At 39.7% G+C, this 26,125-nt stretch carries 29 protein-coding genes; 14 read left to right on the top strand and 15 right to left on the bottom strand.

What is annotated here, in order from left to right; genetic code table 11:
- Nucleotides 1-114: 114 nt before the first annotated feature.
- The 3 genes from A0J48_RS08775 to A0J48_RS08765 form a co-directional block, all read right to left on the bottom strand.
- Nucleotides 115-1,701, bottom strand: a complete 1,587-nt coding sequence (locus A0J48_RS08775; protein ID WP_200322255.1) for a glucose-6-phosphate isomerase — start codon at nt 1,699-1,701, stop codon at nt 115-117.
- A 266-nt stretch (nt 1,702-1,967) separates the two neighbouring features.
- Complete coding sequence (locus tag A0J48_RS08770; protein ID WP_200322254.1) at nt 1,968-2,228, bottom strand: cytotoxic translational repressor of toxin-antitoxin stability system; 261 nt, start codon at nt 2,226-2,228, stop codon at nt 1,968-1,970.
- Between the two features lie 38 nt (nt 2,229-2,266).
- On the bottom strand, nt 2,267-2,464 hold the full coding sequence (locus A0J48_RS08765) for a hypothetical protein (protein WP_200322278.1): 198 nt from the start codon (nt 2,462-2,464) through the stop codon (nt 2,267-2,269).
- A gap of 180 nt (nt 2,465-2,644) precedes the next feature.
- On the opposite strand from A0J48_RS08765, the gene A0J48_RS08760 reads away from it, so the two are divergent.
- From A0J48_RS08760 to A0J48_RS08750, 3 genes are all read left to right on the top strand, one after another.
- On the top strand, nt 2,645-3,760 hold the full coding sequence (locus A0J48_RS08760; protein ID WP_200322253.1) for a branched-chain amino acid ABC transporter permease: 1,116 nt from the start codon (nt 2,645-2,647) through the stop codon (nt 3,758-3,760).
- A 118-nt stretch (nt 3,761-3,878) separates the two neighbouring features.
- A complete protein-coding gene (locus tag A0J48_RS08755; protein ID WP_200322252.1) occupies nt 3,879-4,448 on the top strand; it encodes a Uma2 family endonuclease in 570 nt (189 codons plus the stop codon).
- Between the two features lie 106 nt (nt 4,449-4,554).
- The gene (locus tag A0J48_RS08750) at nt 4,555-5,340 is read left to right on the top strand and encodes an ABC transporter ATP-binding protein (protein WP_200322251.1); all 786 of its coding nucleotides are present in this window, start codon (nt 4,555-4,557) and stop codon (nt 5,338-5,340) included.
- Nucleotides 5,341-5,417: 77 nt separating this feature from the next.
- Here A0J48_RS08750 and A0J48_RS08745 read toward each other — a convergent pair whose 3' ends face one another.
- On the bottom strand, nt 5,418-6,704 hold the full coding sequence (locus tag A0J48_RS08745; protein ID WP_200322250.1) for a glutamyl-tRNA reductase: 1,287 nt from the start codon (nt 6,702-6,704) through the stop codon (nt 5,418-5,420).
- A gap of 116 nt (nt 6,705-6,820) precedes the next feature.
- Entirely contained in the window at nt 6,821-7,858 is a 1,038-nt protein-coding gene (glpX, locus tag A0J48_RS08740; RefSeq protein ID WP_200322248.1) for a class II fructose-bisphosphatase, read from the bottom strand.
- A gap of 205 nt (nt 7,859-8,063) precedes the next feature.
- On the opposite strand from glpX, the gene A0J48_RS08735 reads away from it, so the two are divergent.
- From A0J48_RS08735 to A0J48_RS08700, 8 genes are all read left to right on the top strand, one after another.
- Complete coding sequence (locus tag A0J48_RS08735; RefSeq protein WP_200322246.1) at nt 8,064-8,690, top strand: type IV pilin-like G/H family protein; 627 nt, start codon at nt 8,064-8,066, stop codon at nt 8,688-8,690.
- Between the two features lie 91 nt (nt 8,691-8,781).
- Nucleotides 8,782-9,102 carry a glutaredoxin 3 gene (gene grxC, locus A0J48_RS08730; RefSeq protein WP_200322244.1) on the top strand — a complete coding sequence of 107 codons (321 nt, stop codon included), beginning with the start codon at nt 8,782-8,784 and terminating at the stop codon, nt 9,100-9,102.
- Nucleotides 9,103-9,172: 70 nt separating this feature from the next.
- The gene (gene tadA, locus A0J48_RS08725; RefSeq protein ID WP_200322276.1) at nt 9,173-9,616 is read left to right on the top strand and encodes a tRNA adenosine(34) deaminase TadA; all 444 of its coding nucleotides are present in this window, start codon (nt 9,173-9,175) and stop codon (nt 9,614-9,616) included.
- Nucleotides 9,617-9,730: 114 nt separating this feature from the next.
- Nucleotides 9,731-10,498, top strand: coding sequence for a lysophospholipid acyltransferase family protein (locus tag A0J48_RS08720; RefSeq protein ID WP_200322242.1), 768 nt, complete (start codon nt 9,731-9,733; stop codon nt 10,496-10,498).
- Nucleotides 10,499-10,763: 265 nt separating this feature from the next.
- Complete coding sequence (locus tag A0J48_RS08715; RefSeq protein WP_200322240.1) at nt 10,764-11,486, top strand: response regulator transcription factor; 723 nt, start codon at nt 10,764-10,766, stop codon at nt 11,484-11,486.
- A 169-nt stretch (nt 11,487-11,655) separates the two neighbouring features.
- Nucleotides 11,656-13,329 (top strand): SpoIIE family protein phosphatase, encoded by a 1,674-nt coding sequence (locus tag A0J48_RS08710; protein WP_200322238.1) that lies wholly within the window; start codon nt 11,656-11,658, stop codon nt 13,327-13,329.
- A gap of 3 nt (nt 13,330-13,332) precedes the next feature.
- Complete coding sequence (locus tag A0J48_RS08705) at nt 13,333-13,806, top strand: ATP-binding protein (RefSeq protein ID WP_200322236.1); 474 nt, start codon at nt 13,333-13,335, stop codon at nt 13,804-13,806.
- Between the two features lie 150 nt (nt 13,807-13,956).
- On the top strand, nt 13,957-14,397 hold the full coding sequence (locus tag A0J48_RS08700; protein WP_200322234.1) for a hypothetical protein: 441 nt from the start codon (nt 13,957-13,959) through the stop codon (nt 14,395-14,397).
- Between the two features lie 182 nt (nt 14,398-14,579).
- Here A0J48_RS08700 and A0J48_RS08695 read toward each other — a convergent pair whose 3' ends face one another.
- Together A0J48_RS08695 and A0J48_RS08690 are read right to left on the bottom strand one after the other, a co-directional pair.
- Nucleotides 14,580-14,999 carry a ketosteroid isomerase family protein gene (locus A0J48_RS08695; RefSeq protein ID WP_200322232.1) on the bottom strand — a complete coding sequence of 140 codons (420 nt, stop codon included), beginning with the start codon at nt 14,997-14,999 and terminating at the stop codon, nt 14,580-14,582.
- A gap of 172 nt (nt 15,000-15,171) precedes the next feature.
- The gene (locus A0J48_RS08690) at nt 15,172-15,693 is read right to left on the bottom strand and encodes an orange carotenoid protein N-terminal domain-containing protein (RefSeq protein ID WP_200322231.1); all 522 of its coding nucleotides are present in this window, start codon (nt 15,691-15,693) and stop codon (nt 15,172-15,174) included.
- Nucleotides 15,694-15,910: 217 nt separating this feature from the next.
- Between A0J48_RS08690 and queG the strand changes: the two genes are divergently transcribed.
- Nucleotides 15,911-16,882, top strand: coding sequence for a tRNA epoxyqueuosine(34) reductase QueG (gene queG / locus A0J48_RS08685; RefSeq protein ID WP_200322229.1), 972 nt, complete (start codon nt 15,911-15,913; stop codon nt 16,880-16,882).
- Nucleotides 16,857-17,492 (top strand): HAD-IA family hydrolase, encoded by a 636-nt coding sequence (locus A0J48_RS08680; protein WP_200322227.1) that lies wholly within the window; start codon nt 16,857-16,859, stop codon nt 17,490-17,492. Before queG ends, A0J48_RS08680 begins: the two co-directional genes overlap by 26 nt.
- 43 nt (nt 17,493-17,535) lie before the next feature.
- On the opposite strand, the gene A0J48_RS08675 is transcribed toward A0J48_RS08680, so the two are convergent.
- Entirely contained in the window at nt 17,536-17,916 is a 381-nt protein-coding gene (locus A0J48_RS08675) for a hypothetical protein (RefSeq protein WP_200322225.1), read from the bottom strand.
- 216 nt (nt 17,917-18,132) lie between these two features.
- Between A0J48_RS08675 and A0J48_RS08670 the strand changes: the two genes are divergently transcribed.
- Complete coding sequence (locus A0J48_RS08670) at nt 18,133-18,663, top strand: orange carotenoid protein N-terminal domain-containing protein (protein WP_200322223.1); 531 nt, start codon at nt 18,133-18,135, stop codon at nt 18,661-18,663.
- A 12-nt stretch (nt 18,664-18,675) separates the two neighbouring features.
- On the opposite strand, the gene arfB is transcribed toward A0J48_RS08670, so the two are convergent.
- From arfB to A0J48_RS08635, 7 genes are all read right to left on the bottom strand, one after another.
- Nucleotides 18,676-19,089, bottom strand: a complete 414-nt coding sequence (gene arfB / locus A0J48_RS08665) for an alternative ribosome rescue aminoacyl-tRNA hydrolase ArfB (protein ID WP_200322221.1) — start codon at nt 19,087-19,089, stop codon at nt 18,676-18,678.
- A 72-nt stretch (nt 19,090-19,161) separates the two neighbouring features.
- Nucleotides 19,162-19,926, bottom strand: coding sequence for an ABC transporter ATP-binding protein (locus tag A0J48_RS08660; RefSeq protein ID WP_325078599.1), 765 nt, complete (start codon nt 19,924-19,926; stop codon nt 19,162-19,164).
- An 82-nt stretch (nt 19,927-20,008) separates the two neighbouring features.
- Entirely contained in the window at nt 20,009-21,226 is a 1,218-nt protein-coding gene (locus A0J48_RS08655) for an ABC transporter permease (RefSeq protein WP_200322219.1), read from the bottom strand.
- A gap of 102 nt (nt 21,227-21,328) precedes the next feature.
- Nucleotides 21,329-22,795 (bottom strand): efflux RND transporter periplasmic adaptor subunit, encoded by a 1,467-nt coding sequence (locus tag A0J48_RS08650; protein ID WP_200322217.1) that lies wholly within the window; start codon nt 22,793-22,795, stop codon nt 21,329-21,331.
- Between the two features lie 419 nt (nt 22,796-23,214).
- Complete coding sequence (locus tag A0J48_RS08645) at nt 23,215-23,808, bottom strand: TetR/AcrR family transcriptional regulator (protein ID WP_200322273.1); 594 nt, start codon at nt 23,806-23,808, stop codon at nt 23,215-23,217.
- Nucleotides 23,809-23,885: 77 nt separating this feature from the next.
- Nucleotides 23,886-24,557 carry an ABC transporter ATP-binding protein gene (locus A0J48_RS08640; RefSeq protein WP_325078598.1) on the bottom strand — a complete coding sequence of 224 codons (672 nt, stop codon included), beginning with the start codon at nt 24,555-24,557 and terminating at the stop codon, nt 23,886-23,888.
- Between the two features lie 76 nt (nt 24,558-24,633).
- Complete coding sequence (locus A0J48_RS08635; protein WP_200322215.1) at nt 24,634-25,932, bottom strand: ABC transporter permease; 1,299 nt, start codon at nt 25,930-25,932, stop codon at nt 24,634-24,636.
- Nucleotides 25,933-26,125 lie beyond the last annotated feature (193 nt).

The following is a 26,125-nucleotide window of genomic DNA, read 5'->3' as shown; positions in this document are numbered from 1 at the left end:
TAAGCATAACTATCTAGTGTTTCTTACTTTGCGTCTTTGCGTGAGATTAAAAAATTTAAATCCCCGACTTCGTGAAGAAATCGAGGATTTAATAATTAACAAAGATAATTGTTTTTAACCGAGAGAAACAGTTAAACTTCCTGGTTTAGCTAAATCACCAGTTAACACCACACCGCGATTATTAGCATGGAGATGACGGAGAATTTTGTAAATGGCTTCTACTTGTTCAGCAGCACCAGCTTTATCAGCAACTTCAGAAATAGAAAGTGCTTTCTTTTCTGTTTGCAATACTGTCATTACTTTTTGTTGTAAATCAAGAATTGCGGCGGCTGCTTTTTTACCGGCTTCTACTCCTGGTTGGTGATAAGCATTGATATTTACCAAACTGGCATAAAATCCTACAGCCCGTTCATATAATGCAATTAACGCGCCAACGGTGCGGGGATTAACTTGGGGAATAGTGACTGTAATGGAATCACGATTATTCTCATACAATGCTTGACGAGTTCCTAACAAGAAACCGCAGAGATAATCACCAGATGTCACACCCGGATCAATTTCTGGAGATTTTCCTTGACGATCTTCTAATACTTCAATCAAGGTAGCGAAGAAATTAGGTACACCTTCGCGCAATTGTTGTACATAGGCGTGTTGGTCAGTAGAACCTTTGTTACCATAAACGGCAATACCTTGATACACGGTTTTACCATCTAGGTCTTGTTCTTTACCCAAAGATTCCATCACCAATTGTTGCAGGTAACGGCTAAATAATAACAAGCTGTCTTTGTAGGGTAAAACAACCATGTCTTTTTCGCCTTTACCGTTACCGGAATAGTACCAAGACAAGGCTAATAAAGCTGCTGGGTTATTTTTTAGATTGGGGATGCGGGTTGCATCGTCCATTTCCTTAGCACCTGCCAACATGGCGCGAACATCAATACCCTGTAAAGCGGCAGGTACTAGCCCTACAGAGGACATTTCTGAAGTGCGTCCTCCCACCCAGTCATACATGGGGAATGTTGCTAACCAACCTTCAGATTTCGCAACTTTATCTAAGTTACTACCTGCGCTAGTAATGGCAACTGCATATTTAGAAAAGTCGAGATTTTTGGCAGCGTAGGCTTTTTTCACCTCAATCATGCCGTTGCGGGGTTCGGGTGTACCACCAGATTTAGAAATGACTAATACCAGGGTGGTGGCCAGCTTATCACCAATGAGGGAGAGAACCCTGTCAATACCTGCGGGGTCGGTATTGTCGATAAAATGGATGTTCAGGGGTGGAGAGTCTGGGGAAAGGGCTTCAGCAACAAACTGGGGACCCAAAGCCGAACCGCCAATACCGATGGAAATAACATCAGTAAAGCGGCTTTCTTTGGGGGGATGAACAGCCCCAGTGTGTACCTGGTCAGCAAAAGCTTCGATTTGTTCTAAGGTTTGAACAATTTCTTGAGTCAGTTCTGGGGAGGGGGCTAAATCGGGATTTCTCAGCCAGTAGTGACCTACCATCCGGTTTTCGTCGGGGTTAGCGATCGCTCCCTTCTCCAAAGCTGCCATATCTGCAAACGCCTTGTCAAACTTAGGCTGTAACGATGCCACGAAAGCATCATCAAACCGCATCCGGCTTACATCCAGATACAGTTCTAATCCTGGGTGGAAATATAACCAATCTTGGTATCTTTGCCAAAGCGCCCTAGCATCCATTATGGAAATCTCTAATATAAAGTTGTCAAACTCCAGTTTAATGTATGGTTCTGGCGATCCCTGCTTTGTCTTATACAGTTTACTTTGAGGAAGAAGGTAACAGGGTATGGGGTGTGGGGTGTAGAGTTTCCAGACAGCCCCAACAACAGTTCGACAGACTCACTGACCACCTTTGGGATACAAGCCCCGTCTTTTCAAAACGCTCGCGTTGCTCCCCCCAGTCTTCCCTACACCCTATACCCTACCCCCTACACCCTGTTGATGACTCAAACATCTGGCATAGGAATGACACACAAAAATTTAACTATTTCCCCTGTAATTTCTACACCTATTAAATAATTATCTAAGGTAAAACGATAAAAAATCCCATCATCATCAAGCTGTCGCAATTCTGGAAGACTATGCAATTGCCATTTTTGGGCAGCACACTCAACAAAGACAAAATCATACACCCGTTCATAAGCAACAGGTTCTAAACTTTTGAGGTCTACTAAAAAAGACCTAGCATAGCGCACTTCCAAATTCACTCTTACTCACCCATTTTTTGCTAATTTTTATATTTGATTTACAGGAACATCAATAGTCGTATGGCCTCATCATGTGTTAGTATGTCCCACGGATGCTGCGTTTGCTTAACTTCTTCTATAGCTTTAAGCGTATAAGAGTCAAAATGCAAGGCTTGGACAACTTCCCAAACAGCTTGCAATTCCTCATCGGCTATTTGCTCGATTAGGTGGTGCATTCTAATCCGCAGTAAATTCATAATATTAACTATTCTGGACACCTAACAAAAATAGCAATGATTCAAGTTCATACTTGACAATACCCAAGGTACACTACAATCTAGCTCGTTGCATTACGAAATCGGGAGATGGGGTGTAGGGTGTAGGGTGTAGGGTGTAGGTTTTATATAACGGAAAGAATAACTTACTAATGACTAATTATGATTGAATATCTTATTTTTCTGGCTATTTCTACCGCTACCTTTGCCCTGTTTGGACTGGGGCTAAATTTACAGTGGGGTTTTACAGGATTAATTAACTTTGGTCATATTGCTTTTATGACCTTGGGTGCGTATACCACAGTTTTATTAAGTTTAAAAGGTGTACCTCTATTATTTTCAACCCTCGCAGGGGCTATTGTAGCCGCTTTGTTGGGTTTGATCATTGGTTTTGCAACTTTACGCTTACGGGAAGATTATCTGGGTATTGTCACTATCGGCACAGGAGAATTGATTCGCTTGGTAATCAATAACCAAGATTTACCAGTGGGTGATACTTGGATATCTGGGGCGTTTGGTGTCCAGAGTTATGCTATACCCTGGAATACAACGCCAAGTTTATTTTTCCGATTGCTGATGATTGGCGTACTTACCTTACTAACAAGTATTACTCTATTTTCTTTGTGGCGCTGGATTAAAACTGCCCAAAAATCCTCAAGCAATAGCACTAAACAAGAATTTGTGTCCCGTTTGGTAGTGGGTATAATTTTCGGTTTATTATCATTAGCAATTTATGTTGCTGGTGTGATGGGACTATATAATTACAACCCCAAAGCAGGTTTGATGTTGTTGGCTTTGTTAGTATTAATGTTTGTATTTTGGCGGTTAGAATTTTTAGTCAAATCTCCTTGGGGTCGAGTTCTCAAAGCTATCCGTGAAGATGAAGAAGTACCCAAAGCATTAGGTAAAAACGTCTTTTGGTACAAACTACAATCTTTAATGCTAGGAGGAGCAATTGCTGGTATTGCCGGTGCTTTCTTCGCTTGGCAACTTAGCGCCATTTATCCTGATAATTTTCAACCCCAACTCACTTTTGATGCTTGGATTATGATCATTTTAGGCGGTTCTGGAAATAACATTGGTACAATCTTAGGTGCAGTCATTTACTTTGCTTACGATGCCCTAACACGGGAGTTTTTACCAAAAATCGTTCCTTTAGATGTAGAAAGGATCGGCGCTTTTCGGATTATGTTCATCGGTCTAATTCTCATGGTACTGATGATTTGGCGACCTCAAGGTATTCTAGGGAAAAAGGAAGAACTTACTCTTGGGAAATAGGTGATTGGTGATTGGGAACGGAAGTTATTAATTTTGAACAGGGAATAAAAAAGGAGATGGATAAATTCCAGGAATTGTTAAAATAGTTAATACAAGCAGTTTACGGGAGAAAATAGCCATGCCAGTTGCTACTGCTAAAAAAATGACCTTTGAAGAATTTCTGCAATTTGATGACGGTACAGATACTTTATATGAATTGGAGAACGGAAAATTAATTCCTATGCCTTCTGAAAGTGAGCTAAATTGTCGGATAGCCATGTTTCTAGTTGCCTATTGTTTGAAATTAGGTATTCCATATTATCGGTTAAGAATGAAAACAGAAATGGCTGTATATAGTCGCCAGGTGGGGGTGCGTGTTCCTGATTTAATCGTGTTTTCTGAAGAATTATCTCAAGCAATGCAAGGCGCTACACGCTCTCTTATTTTAATGGATATGCCACCACCATTGTTAGTAGTCGAGATAGTCAGTCCAAATCAGGAAAATCGAGATTATCGTTACAAGCGTTCTGAGTATGCAGCACGAGGTATTGCTGAATATTGGATTGTTGATCCGATGCAGCAAAAAGTAACGGTTTTAGAGTGGGTAGAAGGTTTTTATGAGGAGCAAGTTTTTACACTTGATCAGACAATTTCTTCTCCTTTATTTGCGGATCTCACTTTGAAAGTGGCTGAGGTTTTACAAGGATAAAATATAATTATTACAAATGTTGATGAAACTAGATATTAATTATTTTCTCAAAAAAAAATCAAAATAATTAATAATCATTAAAAATTAAGTTGAAAATACAATTATCATGGTAAATAGTATTGAACCCCCCCAACTTCCTCTATTAGCTGCTACCGGACTTTGTAAAAGCTTTGGTGGTATTCAAGCTGTTAAAGATGCCAATATCGAAGTTACTCAAGGCAGCATTACAGGTTTAATCGGCCCTAACGGTGCTGGTAAAACAACTTTATTTAATTTACTCTCCAATTTCATCCACCCAGATAAGGGAAGAGTAATTTTTGATGGTGAACCTATTCATAATTTACAATCTTATCAAATTGCCCAACAGGGTTTAATTCGTACCTTTCAAGTAGCGCGGACTCTTTCCCGGTTGTCGGTGTTGGAAAATATGTTGTTAGCAGCGCAAAAACAAACAGGTGAGAATTTTTGGCAAGTCCAGTTTCAACCTCATGTTGTTGCTAAAGAGGAAAAACAACTGAAAGAAAGGGCAATGTTTTTGTTAGAGTCTGTAGGGTTAGAAAAAAAAGCAAATGACTATGCTGGTGGTTTGTCTGGTGGACAGCGCAAACTCCTAGAAATGGGAAGGGCTTTAATGACTAATCCTAAGTTAATATTATTAGATGAACCTGCTGCTGGTGTGAATCCCAGATTAATTGATGATATATGCGATCGCATTCTCAAGTGGAATCGTGAAGAAGGTTTGACTTTTTTAATTATTGAACACAATATGGATGTGATTATGTCCTTGTGCGACCGTGTTTGGGTATTAGCAGAAGGGCAAAATTTAGCCGTTGGTACTCCCACAGAAATTCAAAGTAATGCCCAAGTTTTAGAAGCATATTTAGGGCAGTAAAAAAATATAGCAGGAGTCAGGAGTCAGGAGTAATATCATCCCCAACTTCTGCAAGAGGTCGGGGATATTTGCGAATTTCAGCTAAACTGCTCCCCTGCATCTAGGTTAAATAACATTTGCAGAGTTTGCATACAGTTACGTCTGGCTTCAACATCCTGTTGCGCCCGTAATTGTACCATTGGGTCATGTAATATTTTATTAACTATTCCTCTTGTTAAAGCCTCAATTACTTCTTGGTGTTTGTCTCCAAATTCTGAACCCAACCGAGATAAAGCTTTTTCTAGTTCTTGTTCGCGAATGCTTTCAATTTTATTCCGCAAAGAACTGATTGTAGATACCGTTTCTAAACTCCGCCACCACACATCAAAAGCTTCCACTTCTTCATCGAGAATTTTTTCGGCTTCCTGTGCCATTTTCCGACGGCTTTCATAATTTTGAGCGACAACAGCCTTTAAATCATCCACATTAAATGCTTGCACATTTGGCAGGTCATTTACATCTGCATCCACGTTCCGGGGTACAGAAATATCAAATAACATTAATGAATGGTTAGGGTCTAAAACCATTTCTAACTTAGCGCGATCTAGAATTGGTTCAGTTGCAGAAGTGCTGGTAAACACCAAATCACTATTAGCAACAACTGACATCATTTCTGGGAGCAGATGGATGTTAATAGGTTTTTCTGGGAACTGCTTTGTTAATTCTTCTGCACGTTCACGGGAACGATTGACTATACTAATTTGAGTTGCACCTTTAGAAATCAGGTGTTGAACCAGTAACCGGGACATTTTTCCTGCACCCAGGATAGCCACACGGTAAGGCGCTAAATTTTCTACTTTCATCTGCGCCAATTCCACAGCCGCAGAACTAATGGATACTGCACCAGTACCAATACTAGTTTCAGTACGTACCCGTTTACCAGCAGTTAAAGCTTGTTTAAATAAGCGATTTAAAATTGTTTTTATACCGTTGTATTGCTGTCCCAACTTGTGAGTGTTTTTCACCTGAGCTAGAATTTGACCTTCACCAAGGACAAGACTATCCAAACCTGCGGATACTCGCATAACGTGCATGACTGCATCATTATGCATTAACATAAATAGGTGTTGTCGTAAAGACATCACAGGTAATTTGCTATATTCTGCCAGAAACTGAGTAACTTCCTGAAGACCCTGAGTAATTTCGCTGCTTACAATGTAGATTTCCAGACGGTTACAGGTGCTGAGAATAGCTACTTCATCAATATGAGGATAGCTAAGGAGATGAGCGATCGCACCTTCAGTTTGAGGTTCGGGAATACTTAATTTTTCTCTTACTTCTACAGGGGCTGTTTTATGGCTTAACCCCACCACTGCAATATTCATTTCTTAAAATTGGTAATTGGTTAGGTGTCAATTGTAGGGGTTTAGCAATGCTAAACCCTGTCAGTTGTCAGTGGCTAGTCACAACAGACTAATGACCACTGACTGCTGACTAATTACTACCGTAGTTGGATCACTTTGGGTTCTTCAAACAAGTGAACTGTATCCACAAACCGAGCAGTTTTGGACTGGCTGGAAATAACCAAGCTTTGAGTTCTAGCACCACCGTGGAAGAAACGCACACCATCCATCAGGGTTCCGGGAGTGATACCACAAGCAGCGAATAGCACAGTTTCACCAGAAGCTAATTCGTCAGCGTTGTATACTCTATCTCCATCAGTAATACCCATTTCTTTCAAACGGGCAAGATTACCTTCTCTGCTTTCGCCAATTAAACCTGTTTGTACTACTTCTGGATCGTAGATCAATTGTCCTTGGAAGTGTCCACCCAAGCAACGTAAAGCCGCAGCAGAAATTACACCTTCTGGTGCTGCACCGATACCCATCAACGCATGAATGTTAGTACCAGCAAAAGCACAAGAGATAGCAGCAGATACGTCACCATCACTGATGAGTCTAACTCTAGCTCCAGCGGTGCGAATTTCTTGAATGAGTTCTTTGTGACGGGGACGATCCATCACAACTACTACCAATTCTTCAACGGAACGATTTAAGCACTCAGAAAGAATTTTCAGGTTTTCTGTTGCAGACTTGTTGATATCAACATGACCTCTAGCTGCTGCTGGTGCTGCCAGTTTCTTCATGTAGAAGTCAGGCGCTGCAAATAAACCGCCCTTTTCAGAAATTGCCAAAACTGCCATTGAGCCATTTTGACCGTAAGCAACCAGGTTTGTACCTTCGCAAGGGTCAACAGCGATGTCAATTTCTACTAGTTCATCAGGGTTACAGAAATTTTTAGCATCTTCACGAGTACAGATACCGACTTCTTCACCAATGTAAAGCATGGGAGCTTCATCACGTTCGCCTTCACCGATAACGATGCGACCACGCATATGAATTTTGTTCATCCGTTCCCGCATTGCTTCCACTGCTACTTGGTCAGCAGTGTTCTTTTCACCTTTACCCATCCACTTTGAGGAGGCGATCGCTGCTTGCTCAACTACTTCAATAATCTCTAAACCAAGTGTATTTTCCACAGGACTGCCCTCTCAATTGCTGATTTTAGCGTCGTTTTATCTGGCCATTTCAGTCTTTAAGTCTACCAAAGTACGGTACTTTCATGAAAAAGACTTTGAGTAGAGACTTTGTTAAGTTTTGCTGCTAGTGGCTGGTAATTATGTATCCAAATATTTACGCTGCATTATAATGTTATTATTTATACATTAAATTTCATTAAGTCTTATGGGTATTAGAAATACAGTCTTACTAGGAATTAGAGCCGTCACTGCGGCCGTCATTACTGCTGGTTTTCTATCGATGGCAATAATAGGAAAAGAACAAATACTACTCCCGGATTTCTCAGATCAAGTAAATAAAACCAAGCAATCTGAAGCAAAGGCTTATATAGGAATGAATCTCGCACAACAGGCTTATTATTTGCAGGAATATTCAAGATTTACTGATAGTTTAGATGCTTTGCAAGTTCCTATAAGAAAAGAAGGCAATTGTTATCGAACAGACAGTTATTCTTATGGTGTGATTAAAATTAATAGTAAGGGCGGTTCTTATGGTCTCACAGAGACAGATAAGCAGTGTAATATTCCTATAACTAATTATACTCATCAACAAGATAAAGACGTGAACAGTTACACTAGCATCCAAACTTTTGCTGTAGCAAGACAAGAAGGATTAAAAAGTTATACTGGGGGTGTTTTTGTAATACCTAATCCATCATCTCCAACAGCTGAGATGATAACTGTAAGAGTAGCCTGTGAAAGCGAACAACCATCTAAAACTCTTCCTCCTCCTCCCCAGCTAGTTGACAATACGCCACAATGTCCTGCTGGCTTTGTAAAATTAACTAAGTAGGCAGAAATTCATGAATTGCTTCTAAGATAAATAAAGGCTTACACACAATTTTTGCGTAAGTTCTGTATTAATAAATCTATTAATCACAATTATGTTTGGATTTCTGAACTCCCTGTTAGGTCGTCACCCAGAACGCATTAAAGCCAACGTAGAAATTTACACCTGGCAAACCTGCCCCTACTGCATCCGTGCCAAAATGTTGTTATCATGGAAAGGCGTGAAATTCACCGAATACAAAATTGACGGTGATGAACCAGCAAGAGCAAACATGGCAGAACGCGCCAACGGCCGCCGTAGTGTCCCCCAAATCTTTATTAATAATCAACATATCGGTGGTTGTTATGACTTGTATGCGTTGGATACAAAAGGTCAACTCGATCCGTTGTTAGTTCAGGTGACAGGTGACAGGTGACAGGTGACAGCGAAGAGGCAGGATGCATTGGAGATGAATGACCACACCAATTACCGACTACCAAAAATGGATGAATCACGCCCTAGAATTGGCACAGGTAGCGGGTGATGCTGGTGAAATACCTGTGGGTGCAGTGATTATAGATGCAGCAGGTAACTTAATTGCCACCGGGGAAAATCGTAAAGAACGCGACAAAGACCCCACCGCCCACGCGGAAATTATCGCCATTCGGGCAGCTACAAAAACTCTGCAAAGTTGGCGTTTAGATCAATGCACCCTCTACGTAACTTTAGAACCTTGTCCGATGTGTGCTGGTGCCATAGTCCATGCACGTTTACAAACACTGGTCTATGGAGTGGACGATACCAAAACTGGCGCAATTCGTACTGTTATCAACATACCCTCAAGCCCTGCTTCTAATCACCGGTTGCAAGTAGTTGGAGGTATTCTAGAATCAGCTTGTCGTCATCAATTACAGACTTGGTTTGCTGCTAAACGCCAACAGAAAAAATAACGGACAGAGGTGAAACTGTCCAGATAGCAAAACACAAGTTACTCAAGAAAATTTACGGTGGACATAATTAAGTTTGCGTCACATTTTAACCGCTAACTGCCAGCCACCGTTATTATGGAATTTTACTCTGCTTCTACCAAATCCCAATCCCAATTAACAAATACGTCAGTAAATCCCAAGGTGGCTTCTAGTACCTCACGGGTTTCCCCTTGGTTAACTCCTTTGACGTATTTTTTAGGACATAACATAGTTATACCATTATTCTTTGGCCACATTAATATTACTGGACAAAAAAATATCCCTGCCAGTGGACCGATTATTCTGGCACCTACCCACCGTTCTCGATGGGATTCATTACTGTTACCCTACGCTAATGGTCGTTATGTGACGGGTCGAGATATGCGATTTATGGTGACTATTAGCGAGTGTCAAGGGCTACAAGGTTGGTTTGTCCGGCGGATGGGGGGGTTTCCAGTTGATCCTCAACGTCCAGCGATCGCTACTCTGCGTCATGCCATAGATTTAATGGTACAAGGAGAAATGTTAGTGATTTATCCCGAAGGAGGGATCTATCGGGATGGAACAGTTCACACCTTAAAGTCGGGAATTTCTCGTTTAGCTTTAAGTGCTGAATCTATTCACCCAAACTTAGGAATCCAAATTATACCCATTGCTATCAAATACAGCCAATCTTATCCCAATTGGGGTACAGATGTAAATATTCACATTGGTGAATCCATCAAAGTTGTGGATTACATTAATGGTTGTTTGAAAAAAGATGCTAAACATCTCACAACAGATTTAACAAATAAATTACAACAATTAAGCCATCAAGAATCAGAAATGACCTCTCATACCTTTGCAGAAATGCCCAATTCTTAATTTGCCACATATTCAGGCACATACAGCAGCAGATCAATAAGGTACAAATTTTTATGACAAAGCCTTGCACCAAAAGGGTTTTACTGATGACTGCTGAAAGCTGCTATATCAGTGTTAGCCTGTAGACCCAGTAGTGCCGACACTTTCAGGGGGAGGAATAACCGCCTGTTGTCTTTTACCTTTTACCTGCTGCTTACTGAGCAAAGTTGTTAGACTTGTTCAGACATGGTAGGTGTAAAACAGAGATAACTGGCGTAGACTGACTATGAGTAAAATTCGGATCGCGCTAATTGAAGATCATGAACTCACTCGTGTGAGCATTCGGACAGCACTCTTACAAAAGAAAGAAATTGAAATTGTTGGGGAAGCTAGCAATGCTGTTGATGGTCTAAATATGTTAAAAACAACGCAACCTGATATTGCAATTGTCGATATCGGTTTACCAGATAAGGACGGTATTGAACTAACAAGAGACCTGAAGGCTACTGCTGAAGATGAAAATTTAAATACAAAAGTATTAATTTTGACATTAAGAGATAACAAAGAAGCAGTATTAGCTGCTTTTGCTGCTGGAGCAGATTCCTATTGCATGAAGGATGTCAAGTTTGATAATTTACTAGAAGCAGTACGAGTAACTTACAATGGCTATGCTTGGATCGATCCAGCGATTGCTCGCATAGTGTTGCAACAAGCGCAACAAAACCCCATTAAACCAGAACCAACACCCGACCGCAGTGATCAGACTGTTGCCGATGACTTAGAATCACTAGAAAATGAGCAAAATCTTGGACTCTATACACTTACTGAAAGGGAATTAGAAGTATTGCAACTGATAGTCGAAGGTTGTAGCAATGCCATCATTGCTCAAAGACTTTTTATCACAATTGGAACTGTCAAAACCCACGTTCGTAATATTCTCAACAAGCTAAGTGCTGATGATCGTACTCAAGCAGCAGTGAGAGCTTTGCGTTCTGGTATCGTGGGATAATTAGTTTGTTGAGTGTAGCTCAGGTGAAAAAGATAGTCATATAGGTATGTACGCAAAAATATTCATCCATTTTTCAAGATGACGGAAATCGCTGTATTTCTTGACTATTCCCGATTAAGAGTTCCCTATTCCCTTACCTAAATGAATAATCTATTTTGCACGACTACTTATGAATGAAACAGAGGTAGAAAAGCTTAAGCTCATGGTGGTAGATGATGAGCCAGATAACTTAGACCTACTCTACCGCACTTTTTGGCGAAATTTTAAAGTATACAAAGCCAATAATGCCCGTGAGGCTTTGGCAATCTTAGACCAAGTAGGGGAAATGGCTGTGATTATATCTGACCAAAGAATGCCAGATATGAATGGTACAGAATTGTTCAGTCGCACAGTGGAACGTTTTCCTGACACAATTCGGATTTTACTCACGGGTTTTACTGATGTCGAAGATTTGGTCGATGCTATTAATTCAGGTCAAGTATTCAAGTACATCACCAAACCTTGGAAGCCGGAACAACTTAAGTCCTTAGTTGAGCAAGGACAGGATACATATAAATTAGTCAAAAAACGTACAAAAGAACTGCGCCATGCCCTACGACGGGAATCTCTATTTAATGCCGTAACCAAGGTAATTCGGGAGTCTTTGGACTATGACAGCATCTTGCAGAAGATTGTAGTTACTATTGGACAAACATTTACAGCGACCAGTTGTGTATTGAGACTCGTAGAGGAAGATCGCCTCACACCAAACGAGTTCTTCTATCATGATCCTAAATTCTCAGACATCACTCTACCCTGCAACCCCATACCTTTGGTTGAAGAAGTCCTCCATACCCAAAAATATCTATTATCTCAAGATACACATCATGAAAATTCTTGTCACTGTCTAGTTGTACCATTTACCTACCAACAGCACTTATTAGCGGTGATGACGCTCTACAAGTATGGCAATGAAAACCTCTGGCAAGACGAAGATATTCAACTGATTAGAGGTGTAGCGGAACAAGCAGCCCTGGCTCTCTCTCAAGCTAAACTCTATCAAAGCCTGCAAGAAAAACAACAGCAAATCCGTGTTGAATTGCAAGTAGCTCGCCAGATCCAAAATAATCTCCTCCGTCAAACTTTACCAGCAATTGATGGTGTAAAAATACAAGCCTGCTGTTACCCTGCACGGGAAGTAGGCGGTGATTTTTTTGAAGTCTTTGTTCATCCTAAAGGTGATTTGTGGTTAGCTGTTGGTGATGTTTCCGGTAAAGGTGTGCCAGCGGCTTTATTCATGGCCAGTGCTATTTCTCTATTGCGTCGGGAATTGTCCCAAGAATCACCAGCACAGCCGAATATTGTCATGCAAAATCTTAATTATGCTCTAGCTGATGACTTAATTAGTAACAATTATTTTATTACTCTTGTTATTGCAACTTATAACAAAGCTACCAGAGAGCTTATCTACGCTAATGCTGGTCACATTTATCCTTTATTATGGTCACAGCCTGCTACTGTAGCTACTCAACCTCATTACCTCAAAGACCGTAGCGTTCCTTTGGGGATTTTACCAAAGTGGTACGCCAACTCTGGGCGGTTGATTCTCAATCCTGGAGATACATTATTACTAGCTAGTGATGGGATTACAGAAGCCAAAGTGTCAAAAAAATGCAATGTGCCTGAAAAAACAGACGATCGCTGTCTGCAAATTCACCGTCCCATCCTCAATACAGAAGGGCTTTGGCAACTTATACAAGAACAGCCTCAACCACTATCTCTTGAACATTTACTAAATCGTATTCAAACAGATAACCAAGTCCAAGAAGATGACCAAACCATACTCTCCCTGGAGGTTCTGTAACTCATGAAAAGTGAGCTTCATGTACCAAGTGACTTAAGTTTTGTAAATATCGTTGAAACCTGGTTGCTGGGATGTTTAAAAATTCATCTAGGAGAATCTGTGGATTGGTCTGAGCAATCAGGTCGCTTACGCTTAGTTTTGGTGGAAGCATACACCAATGCTGTACGTCATGCTCACAAAGATCAACCTAGTTTACCAATCTTACTGCGTTTGGAATTAAAAGATCGGAATTTGGTGATTGAAATTTGGGACTACGGTCAAGGCTTTGATATGTCTACGTACTTTCCTCCCCATCCCACTCAGAAACAAGAAGGGGGTTATGGGTGGCTGATTATGAATCGCTTGATGGACAAGGTTGAATATCGGTTGCAAGTTAATGGTGCTAACTGTCTCAAGCTAGAAACCACCATACCAGAATTAATGAATCAGACAGAAGATTGTGTAGGCGAACAGAACTTTGTTAAGAAATATGAATAGTTTGATAACTTTTACTAAATTTATTTGATTTATTAGCAATAGTTATCGAATACTTAATATACAAAGGCGGCTTGATATGGTAAGCCCTGATGGGTGATATAGAAGCCTGGTTGAAAATACCAAATTTTTAGTAAATATATAACTTTGCTTATGAAATCTTTATTCTGCTTATCGCCCCGCTATCGTCTAGATGACGAATCACCTTGGTTAGAGGGTATCGACCCCAGCCGTCATTACTGGATTGCGGTAAATGGAGAGAAAAAGGTAACATTTGCTCTTCCAGGTTTAATAGTATCTTCCATTGAAGAGTTCAAACAGGTGATTCGCAAGTTTCGTTCTCTACAACCAGGGGAGATCTTAAATCTGGCCAGAATTTCTAGCCGTTGTATAATTCGCTGTGTAAGTAATAACTGCTATGCAGTGGAAGCAGAAGTGAATAATGCTCCTGTGTGTCATCTGTTTGATCAAGAAGCTCTAGAAAGTTTATTAATGACTGCACACCCAGACTGGAAATGTGCGCCATCCGATATTGAGTTAGGCAGAAAACTATTGTTGCGTTCTTTGGCACAACCAACTGTGAGTAAGGGTTAATTAACGGTTAATGTGTTCACAATTTCAGAAATGAGTACGGGAGTTGTACATACTCCAAAAAATAAATTATTCAATTTCTGGAATCAAAACGACTTTTTCTCCCCTGCACCCTGTTCACCTGCCTATGACTTACGTCACGCTAGGCTATCATAACAATGGCATATTTTCTATTTGGAAGTGCCTTATTCTGTCGGTATGAGCGCGTATTCTTTGTGAGATGGTCGCAAGGAAAGTAAGTCTTGAGGTGATGCTAAAAGTTTGATTTTTGCGGCAATAATTTCCTGTTGTGGGTTGAGAATAAATAACCACAAAACATTCACACTGCACCAAGAAGTGTGTGCTTTCCCTGTAACTTGAATTTGGGTTTGGTTATCTGCTAAATTCTCAGTAATTCCTTGCTGGGGTTCGGCTTTAATATCTTGTGCTTCTTGATGCAAATAGTAAGCGATCGCATCTCGTCCCACAACAGCAGACTCTAAAGGTGGATACATCACACCATCTTCAGTAAATAAAGCCGCAGTAGCTGTAAATTCACCTGCATTTAAAGTAGAAAAGTAACGCAGTACAGTTGGTTCTGTAATTCCTTCAATACTAATATTCATGTTTTTAATTTTTTACTATAGCAGGGAATAGGGTTGAAAGTCTTTGACAATGCCTTGCAGCAACAAAGTTATAACTGCTGACTGCTGATTACTAATATAAATAAATTATTCCCAAGTGATTACCTGGGAATAGAAATTTAAACAGACATTGAGGTTAGGAGAATATCGGTAATTAGTCAGCTAAGGGGTCAACACCCATCTCTGTGACTACTTTCCGGAAAACAGTAATTTGTTGACCAAAATCCAATTCTTTGATTGTTTCTAAAACTTGTGAGCCATCACGAGAAATCTTATAACCTGCGGGTACAGGGATGACAAGACCTTTTGCCATTAATTCTGCTAATTCGTACCAGAAAGCTAGTTTGGTATTAGCACTGAGAATTCCGTAAGAACGAGAAACTTGAGTATTTCTTTGAGCAGCTAAATCACGCATTGCTTCCAACTGCTCTGCATGAGACATTTGTTTAATTTGATTTAACAAACCTTCTGCCAACTGCAATCTAGCTGCACCTGTAGCGGCTGGGGTAATGGATTTACCCATTTCTGTATAGGCATACCAGAGGACTGCTAGTTGGTCATCTACGCTGAGGGCTTTAAATACAGCAATGGTTGAGGTGACAACATCACCAGTTTGGGTGCCGTAGTTGAAAGCACCAGAAAAGCGAGTTGAAGCTGAGTCAGAAGTGAAAGTCATTTTGTTCACCACAGTTTATTAACTAAGTAGGCTGTTAACTAGTGGGAGGCTGGCATCACTCTGGGTTGCTTGACCTCTCGTAAACCATATTGCATTATTTCTTAACAAATTGCAAATAAAGTTTACATATAGGTTGAGTAACGGGATCAAATGAATATATTTAGGCAGTGATGTATAATGACAGGGCAACCAACTGGCAAAAATTTTACATAAAAAAATGAATCAGTCTCCACTAACGAGCCACGTGGTAAGAGAGAAGGCCAGGGAGTTAGGTTTTCACAAAGTTGGTATTGCTGCTGTAGAAGAGATAGAAGAGAAAGAAGCTCAAAGGTTACAAGCCTGGATTCAACAGGGTTATCATGCACAGATGGAGTGGATGAAACATCCCAAACGACAGGATATTCGCTTAGTCATGCCAGAAGTGCGATCGCTCATCTGTGTGGCGCTCAATTATTACACACCTCACCAACGTCCAGAAGGTGAAGAATATGGAAAAATTTCCCGCTACGGATGGGGACGGGATTACCATAAAATCATGCATAAAAAGCTCAAGCAACTGGCTACCTGGCTAGAATCATTTGGTGAAGGTATTCAAGCTCGATATTATGCCGACACTGGGCCTGTGCAAGATAAAGTTTGGTCTGAGAAAGCAGGTATTGGGTGGATCGCCAAAAATGGCAACGTCATTACTAGGGAGTATGGCTCTTGGGTATTTTTGGGAGAAGTGTTAACTAATCTAGAGTTAGAGAGCAATCGCCCAGCTACTCCACATTGCGGTACTTGTACTCGTTGTCTAGAAGCTTGTCCTACAGAGGCAATTACTGAGCCATTTGTAGTTGATGCTAATAAGTGCATCGCCTATCATACTATCGAAAACAGGGCAGAAACATTGCCTGAAGAAATTAAACCCCATTTACACGGATGGGTTGCTGGTTGTGATATTTGTCAAGATGTTTGTCCTTGGAATCAGCGTTTTGCTCAAATAACTGATGTGATAGATTTTCAACCCTATCCTGGGAATTTAGCACCTAAGCTGGTAGAATTAGCGCAAATCTCAGATGAGGAGTGGGATAGACGATTTACTGCATCAGCTTTGCGGCGCATTAAACCAGAAATGTTACGAAGAAATGCTAGTGCTAATCTTGACGCATCCAGGCTAAAGAATGACCCAGAAAGTAATAATCTTTGATTTTGATGGCACAATTGCAGATACAGTAGATGCCCTTGTGACTATTGCTAATCGTTTAGCTGTGGAGTTTGGTTATATCCAAATATCTGCCAATGAACTAACTCTTTTAAGGAATTTAACTGCTAGGGAAATAATTAAATATTCAGGTGTGTCTTTGTTGAGAATACCTTTTTTAGTCAAAAAAGTTAAATCTGAGTTAAAGAATAAAATTCACGAATTAGAACCTATATCTGGCATGACAGAAGCGTTAATAGAACTTCATCAACAAGGATGTAGACTGGGAATTATCACTTCTAATTCTCAAGAAAATGTGAGCGAGTTTCTCAAATGTCATGATTTAGACTATCTATTTGAATTTATCCATTCAGGAGTCACAATTTTTGGCAAAACAACGATAATTAATAATGTGTTAAGACAAAGACATCTGAAACCACAAGCCGTTATTTATGTGGGAGATGAAACTAGAGATATAGAAGCAGCCAAAAAAGCAAATATCAAAGTAATTGCAGTGAGTTGGGGGTTCAATTCTCCTGAAGCATTAACTAAAGAAAAGCCAGATTTTTTAATTGATCATCCCAGTGAATTATTGGCTGTAGTTGAAAATTGTTAAAAAGCCCAACCTGATACAGGTTGAGCATGGTAATTAGATAATGCTATTGATTATTAGATGCTTGACCTTTTTCCAAAGCTTGTTGTACTAAATCATCACTAACACTAGTTACACCTTCAGTCCTAGAAGCACCAATTTCCTTTGCCATCTCTAAATAATCATCAGGATTTCCTGTTTCTTGTACCTCTGTTTTTGTCTCTTCTGGTTCAGGGATTTCATATTGAGGTGCAGTAGCAGCTTCAGCAGCAGTTCTTCCTTCCTCTGTACGATCAATTTCACTAACACTAAATTGTTGTGCAGCTGCATAATCAGCTTCAAAATCTACTTTTGGTGCTTTTTCTTCACCAGCAGCTATTTGTTCAGCCGCTAATTGTGCATCATGGGTAGTGGCTTCATTGGGATTAGGCTGTACTTTATCAGACATAACTAAAACCTTAATTAATATACATTTTCTGGAGCAAGCTTATCAAAATAATTGATGAAATTCTTGTTCCATAAGAGAGATATTATGCTCAATTTAAAGATAGAGAAAATCTAGATTAATAATTAATTTAATATCCTTCTTTTGATTGTGGTTTTTAATTATCAAACTTTGATAATTTTGTGAAGCTTAATTCTTAAATTACTCTGGTGATTAATTATGACTGCTAGTTATAATCAAACTATTTCTCAAGCTCAAAGCCAGGAAACTCGAAATTTATTCAACGAATTTAATGCTTTAGATACCGACGCAAAATTAGCTTGGCTATATTTTGTTTATGAAAAGATGGGCGATACAATTACTCCGGCTGCTCCTACAGCTGCTGAACCAGAATTAGCTCCCATGTTACTAGAAGACTATATGCAATTAACCGATGAGGAGCAACTACAAGTGATGCGGGATATAGTTAACTGTAGAGATACAGACTATTCTCGTGCTTATGGAGCATTAAGAGAAAATAATCAATTATTTGTTTGGTATGCTTGGGCTGAGGCTATGGGTGAAACAATAGTAGATATGCCAGATGATTATGACACTATTGAAGAAATTAATGATTTACTGGCTCGCATGGAAGAAATAGATTTTGAAGGTCAAATTTCTGTTTTAAGAACTATTGCTGGACAAATGGGTTATAGTGATGTCCAACCAATTGCAACACAGGCAGAAACAGGAAAAACATCAAGTTTGTAAATAACTCAAAACTTATTCTGTAATTTTGCCTCGTAAGGCTTTAATTTCACCGCGCTTAGTTTTGCTATCAATGCGTTTATTTTGAGCGCGGCGGGTGGGTTTTGTGGGCTTGCGTTTTGCAGAAGTGATAGTGACGCTTTTGATTAAAGTTTGCAGGCGATTTAGTGCGTCTTCTTTATTCTGTTCTTGAGTACGATGCTGCTGGGCTTTGATGACGATTATCCCGTCTTTGGTGATGCGTTGATCTCCTAAATTGAGCAGACGTTCTTTATAAAGTGGTGATAGGGAAGAAGCGTTGATGTCGAAACGTAGATGAATGGCTGTTGCAACTTTATTAACGTTTTGACCACCTGCACCTTGAGAACGAATAGCACTAATACTGATTTCGCTCATAGGGATGGTAGTTCTGTTGGTAATTTGTAGCATGGTGTTTTTTTATGACTTTTATGTTTGTCCTGCTTTTATTTTAATCTTTCGATTTGACTGTGGATATTTTGATCAAGAAACTACAAGCTGATGTAACTCCTCTGGTGTTAAGTGAGAATGGACAACTTCACCATCTCGAAACCAAACAATACGCTTAGTTTGACGCGCAACTTCCGTTTCATGTGTCACCATGACAACTGTAATGCCACTGCTGTTTAATTCACCAAAAATATCTAATACTTCTTGAGTAGTGCGAGAGTCTAATGCACCAGTAGGTTCATCAGCTAAAAGAACAACCGGACGATTGACAATAGCACGTGCGATCGCTACCCTTTGTTGTTGTCCTCCTGATAGCTGGGTAGGTTTATTATTGAGGCGTTTTTCTAAACCGACTTTGATTAATGCTTCTGTTGCTCGTTCTTTTCTTTCTCCGGGTTTTACCCCAGCATATACCATCGGCAACATCACATTTTCTAAAGCTGTTAATTGGGTTAATAAATGGAATTGTTGAAACACAAACCCCAGCTTTTTATTGCGAATATGCGCTAATTCTGTATCATTCATTTGCGCTACATTTACATTATCTAAATAATAACTTCCCGAACTAGGACGATCTAAACAACCAATAATATTCATCGCAGTAGATTTACCAGAACCAGAAGGCCCCATAATCGCACAATATTCGCCTTCTTCTATAACTAAGTTGATCTCATTTAGTGCTTTTACTTCTGTTTCACCACTACCATAAACTTTAAATATGTTCTCTAAGCGAATAATTTCTGCTTGTGGTGCAGAATTGGGAACATCGAAATCATTAACAGTTAGAGTATTTGCCACAGAATTTTATTCCTTTTCTTTAAAATTACGAATTACGTATCCCTTACGGGAGCCGGAGGCACTATTACGAATTACGAATTATTTACGCACTCCTTAACGCCACAATAGGATCAAGTTGCGCTGCACGACGAGCAGGAACTACGCCGAAAAATAAACCAATTCCACCAGAAATACCCACAGCCATTGTAATTGAAACAATGGAAATACTTGCTTCTAAAGGAGTCAGAGATGATACCAATATTATGCAACCAACTCCAAGCGTAGTACCCAATACACCGCCAATTACAGAAACAATTACTGCTTCAATAATGAACTGAAGTAAAATGTCTTGCTGGGTAGCACCAATTGCTTTTCTTAAACCAATTTCTTGGGTGCGTTCGGTGACAGAAACCAGCATAATATTCATAATCCCAATGCCACCAACAAATAGAGAAATACCAGCAATAGCAGCCAGCATAGTCGTCAATGCAGAGGAAATTTGACCTACTGTTTTTAAAGCATCTTTTTGTGTACGAATAGTAAAGTCATCTTCACCCACTAATTTATGTCGTTGTCGTAGTAAATTAGTAATTTGAAACTCTGCTGCATCCACACTATCGGCATCTTTGGCTGAAGCAACAATATAGGTTACTTCTAGTCCATAGGGAGAAGTTTTTCCTACTAGTCGATTTGCGGTTGTGATAATCGGTACTAATGCCGAATCATCGTAATCTACACCCAAATTTGAACCTTTATCCGTTAACACTCCAATTACTTGAAAACTAGCATTTTTGATTCGTATTTGTTGACTAATAGGATTAGTATTACCAAAAAGTTTTTCTTTTAATTTTGCACCTAACACCACAACTTGGTTACTGCGCTTCATATCTATGTCAGTAAAAAACCTGCCTGTGGCTACTTCAAAATCACGTACTTTCAAAAAACTAGGAGTTGTGCCGATAATATTGACATCGGTATTTCTGTTTTTATAAGTAACTACCTGTCTACTATTTAATTCGGCTGTAGTTGCTGCTATTGTCGGTACTTGAGTTTCAATTGCATTCGCATCTTCTAAAACCAAAGTTCTTGTTACATCTCTAGAAACCCTTTGAGTTTCTTCGTTACCTGGAATTACAAAGACAACATTTGGACCCAAAGAATTTAGTTGATTAGCTACAAATTTTTGTCCCCCTTCTCCAATTCCAATCATCGCAATTACTGAACCATTACCGATAATAATACCCAGCATTGTTAGGGCGCTACGTAATTTATTAGCGAGTAAGGTTTTACCCGCCATTTGCACACTTTCTAAGAAATTCATACTATTTTAGATTTTAGATTTTGGATTTTGGATTTTCAGAATTATTCTTACTTCTCTATTTAACTGTTGACTCCTGACTCTCTACTCTTCTACTGTTACCTGTCACCTGTCACCTCTTTCTTGTTGCATTTTGTAGTCTTTGGGTGGGTTTACAAAGACCAAATCACCCTGTTTTATTCCCTCTAAAACCTGAGTTTCGTCTTTAATTTGCGCTCCAATTGTAATTTCTCGAAACTGAGGTTGATTATTTGCATCTGGTATCAGTACGCCAGTTTGACCATTTTCAGTGAGAATTGCCACAGTTGGTATGGTTAAAGCATCGTTAATGCGATCGCCCAAAAACGTTAAATTCACATTTAAACCAGAACGCAGTTTATCCGCACCAGTTTCAATTGCTACTCTCACTTGAAAAGATGTGACACCTTGTTCTACTACTGCTTCCGGTGCTATCAGACGGACACGACCTTTAAAAACTTGATCTGGATAAGCATCAGCGACAATTTCCACCTGCTGCCCCTGCTTAATTCTGCCAATATCAGCTTCAGGAATTTGAGCTAAAACTTCTAAACCTGTGGCTAAGGCGACGATGGAACTAGAAGTTGCTGATGTACTGCTAGAAGCCGATGTTGTTGGTGTCACAAAAGCCCCTATATTTGCGTATTTTTGCGTTACAATCCCCGCAAAAGGAGCGCGAATAATGGTATCTTCTAGCTGTACTTGTTGCTGTTTTAATTGCGCCGTAGCCGCAGCTACAGCAGCTTTTAATCTGGCAATTTCTTCCGGACGGCTGCCATTTTGCAGTTTTCGCAGTCCTTCCCGTTCTTGAGCAACTACGGCTTCTTGCCTTGTAATCTCTTCGTTGCGGTTGCCAGCTTTTTGCAGTGATAATTGACGTTGAGCTTCTTCTAAACTGGCTTTTGCCCTTTTATCTTCACTGATATATTGATCTAAAGAATCTTGGGAAATAGCCCCTTGTTTAGCTAAACTCTGATAACGTCTGACTCTGGCTTGAGTTAACTCCACCTGGGCTTTAGCTGAATCTACAGCAGCCTTAGCTTGATCAATGTCCTGAGAACGATTCCCAGCCCGAATTATAGCTAGCTGGGCTACAGCTTGTGCTAAACGTGCCTTCCCTTCAGCTATTTCTTCAGAACGACTCCCCGCTTGACTCTCCGCTAATTGTGCTTTGGCTTGATCTAAGTTGGCTTGATATTGGAGAATTTGCATTCTAATTTCGGAATTATCCATGCGAGCAATAATTTGCCCTTTTTGGACTTTTTGACCCTGTTCAACTTCCAATTCAGTAATAATTCCCGGATTTTTGGGACTGATATTTACGCTTTGTACTGGTTGTACTTTTCCACTAGCGGTAATTCTCACTGTGACACTTTTTGCTGCAACTGGAACAGTGAGTTTAGTAATGTCTTCTCTACGGTTTTCTGGATTCGCTATTTTTAAAGCTGTGGTTGTACCAACTATCAAAATACCAGATGCCATTAACCCCATAAACCAGCGAAATGGGTATTTAATTTTTTTGCCAATCAGCGGAATTTCTATGTAAGTAGTCATCGTATAAAACTCCTAATTCCCTATTCCCTATTCAGTTTCCAAATAAATATGACCTTGAGCCAAACGAAAATGATATTACTCATGATTTTTTCTTTAAACTATTACCTCAAGATTGAGTGTGCCATCACCTGATTGGGTTACTTTTAGTTAGTTGTTTTGAGAAAAATTTATGCCATTTTAGGTTTTATATTTCTAATTGAAAAAATCAAAGTGTGTATATTCTTTGTATAAGATCGCATAAAAATTGTTTTTTGCAATTAGTGTTATTACTTAAGTCTGTCCTTATTGGTAATTAAAAAAATCCTCCTTCTCAGCCCTTCCTCCTGAGGTTTGACTATCATAACCAGCAAATAAAATGTAAGTAATCACTTATTAATTGCCTAAAACAAAGATACATTGATTTTTTTTGCATTATGCAACTAATCTTCAGAAGGTGAAATTCCCTGCCAAACGATATCTACAAGATGCTGGACAAATACTTTGTCATCTGTGGGTATATCTTTTGAAGTGTGAATCTGTTCCAAGAACACATAATTCATCAGTGAACCTAACAATATCATAGCAATAGTTTGGGGGTCGCTGGGGCGCAGTCGTCCTTGTTCAATTTCTCTCTCTAGAAAATGAGTAAATGTCTTCAGATCCCTCACAGGTCTGGAATCTGGCCTATTAATCATTTCTGGTACGGCATTACCACGCGATCGCAACATCATTAATCGTGGTACTACTTGACGATTAAACTCTAAAACCTGAATACATATCTGAATCAGATTTTCCTTCAGATTTCCTTTTCCAGACAAAGAAGTAATTTCTTGCACCCAGGGAGGTTTTTCCGGAATTCCCATTGAGGCAAAGAAAAGTTCTTCTTTGGTAGAAAAGCGTTTAAAAATAGACGCTTCTGAAATTCCTGCTTTTTGAGCAATTTCTAAGGTTGAAGCACTAAAACCCTGTTGGAGAAAGATTTCACGGGCTGCATCTAAAATTTGCTGATTGGTAATTTTGGGTGTACGCGCCATAAATAAGTGTGTAGCCACTTATTAATTTAACGAATGTTGATGGAGATGTCAAGAACAGGAAACAGGACTCGGAAAAATTAACCAACAATTAAACCATCCTGAACTCGAATAATTCTTTTAGTTTGAGCAGCAATATCTGGCTCATGAGTGACAATGACAATCGTGATACCTTGCTGATTTAATTCTGTTAATAAATTCATGACTTCATAAGAAGTTTCTGTATCTAACGCTCCTGTGGGTTCATCTGCTAAAACTAATGCAGGTCGGTTAACTAAAGCACGTGCGATCGCCACTCGTTGTTGTTGTCCTCCTGAGAGTTGACTAGGACGGTTAGCAATGCGATCTCCTAATCCAACTCGGTTTAATGCTTCCATCGCTCTTTGACGGCGTTTAGGCTTGGGTATATTGGCATAAATCATGGGAAGCATGACATTTTCTAGGGCTGTTGAACGTGCTAAAAGGTTAAATTGCTGGAACACAAAACCTATTCTTTGATTGCGAATATAAGCTAATTCATCATCATCAAAAGTAGTCAAATTTCTCCCTTCAAAAATATAATTTCCAGTGGAGGGACGATCTAAGCATCCTAAAATATTCATCAGTGTAGATTTACCAGAACCAGATGCACCCATAATAGCGACATATTCTCCTTCTTCAATAGAAAGTTGAATTCCTTTAAGTATGGGAACATCAATTTCTCCTAAATGGTAGGTTTTGGTGATTGATTCTAACCAAATCATTGTTGTCATATCTGGGAGGGGAATTGATGAGTTAATTTGAAACGCAGAGGAACGCAGAGGTAAGCGCAGAGGAACGCAGAGTTTTTTAATCGCTTCTTAAGGCATTGATTGGGTCTAATTTAGCTGCATTTCTGGCGGGAATAACTCCAGCTATTAAACCGACGGTTAATGAAAGTCCTAAGCCTGTAATTACTGATAATGTAGAAATAACAAAGGGAAATTTAAAAATTGTTGCGGCCATAAAAGCAATTAAAATCCCTGTCCCCATCCCAATACCTCCACCAACTACCGAAATAACTATTGCTTCTGCTAAAAATTGATTGAGAATTGCTGAATTGGTAGCTCCTACAGCTTTACGAATGCCGATTTCTCTTGTCCTTTCTACAACGGACACTAACATAATATTAGCAATACCAATGCCACCAACTACTAAGGAAATACCTGCAATTGCAACTATCATGATGGTAAATAAACCCACAATATTAGTAAAGGTGCTAATAATATCTGCTTGGTTAGTAATCCGAAAATCGTCGGGTTGTGGTGGGTAAATATTGTGACGCAAACGTAAGAGATTAGTCACTTGAAACTGCACAGCGTCTAACTGTTCTTGATTAGCAGCTTTGATTAATATTGAATTAACAGAAACACCTGATAGGGCATTATTCCCCACTAATCTAGCTGACATGGTGGTGAGGGGAATAAGAATTTGGTCATCTCTATCTGTACCTCCTTGAGAACCTTTAGGTTCTGTTACCCCAATCACTTCATAAGCTTCTCCTTGAATGCGGATTTTTTGACCTATGGGATTTACACCTGACTGAAACAGAGAACTTTCAACTGTAGGCCCAAGAACAGCAACTTCCTTTGCTATTTCTAGTTCTTCCTGATTAAAATATCTACCGTTTTGGATTTGAATATCTCTGACTTCTGGGTAGTTGATATCTGTGCCATAAATTCTTGTGGAGTTATTTTGACTTTCATAAACTACTTGAGCATTGCGTTGTAGATAAGCAGATACCAGTTGAGCAGAAGGAGCTTGCTGTGCGATCGCTTTAGCATCATCCCAAGTTAAGGTACTACTCGAACCAAATCCTTGACTAATATTTCCACTTCTGGCTGCACCAGAAAATACAGAAAGTACATCAGGTCCTAATGCTTGTATTTGTTGCTCTGTACTCTTCTGCACACCTTGACCAACAGAAGTAATGGCAATCACTGAAGCAATGCCAATAATTACACCCAACATGGTTAATCCTGTGCGTAATTTATTACTCCACAACGTTTCTACCGCCATTGACAAAATTTCCCAAACGGGAATTGTACGATTTCCTGCGGCAGTACGCTCTGCTCTATCGCTTCTATTTTTATAAACTAGTTTAAACATAAATTAGGTGGCAGGTGACAGTGAAGAGGAACAAGGAGCAGGGGAGCAGCCCCTCACAAGGGTAGGTTTTTAATATTATCTGTTCAGGCCAGAGTGGGAAGACAAGGAGGGAAGGTAGACAAGGAAGATTTTCTTGGCACAATGGTCTTTTTGTTACCAAGAGAATATAATTTTGTACGGGTTTCCTCCCTTG

The organism is Sphaerospermopsis aphanizomenoides BCCUSP55 (assembly GCF_001586785.1).
In the GTDB taxonomy this organism is placed as follows: domain Bacteria; phylum Cyanobacteriota; class Cyanobacteriia; order Cyanobacteriales; family Nostocaceae; genus Sphaerospermopsis_A; species Sphaerospermopsis_A aphanizomenoides_A.
Note: the sequence above shows the minus strand (reverse complement) of the source record. Positions and strands in the feature narration are given on the sequence as shown.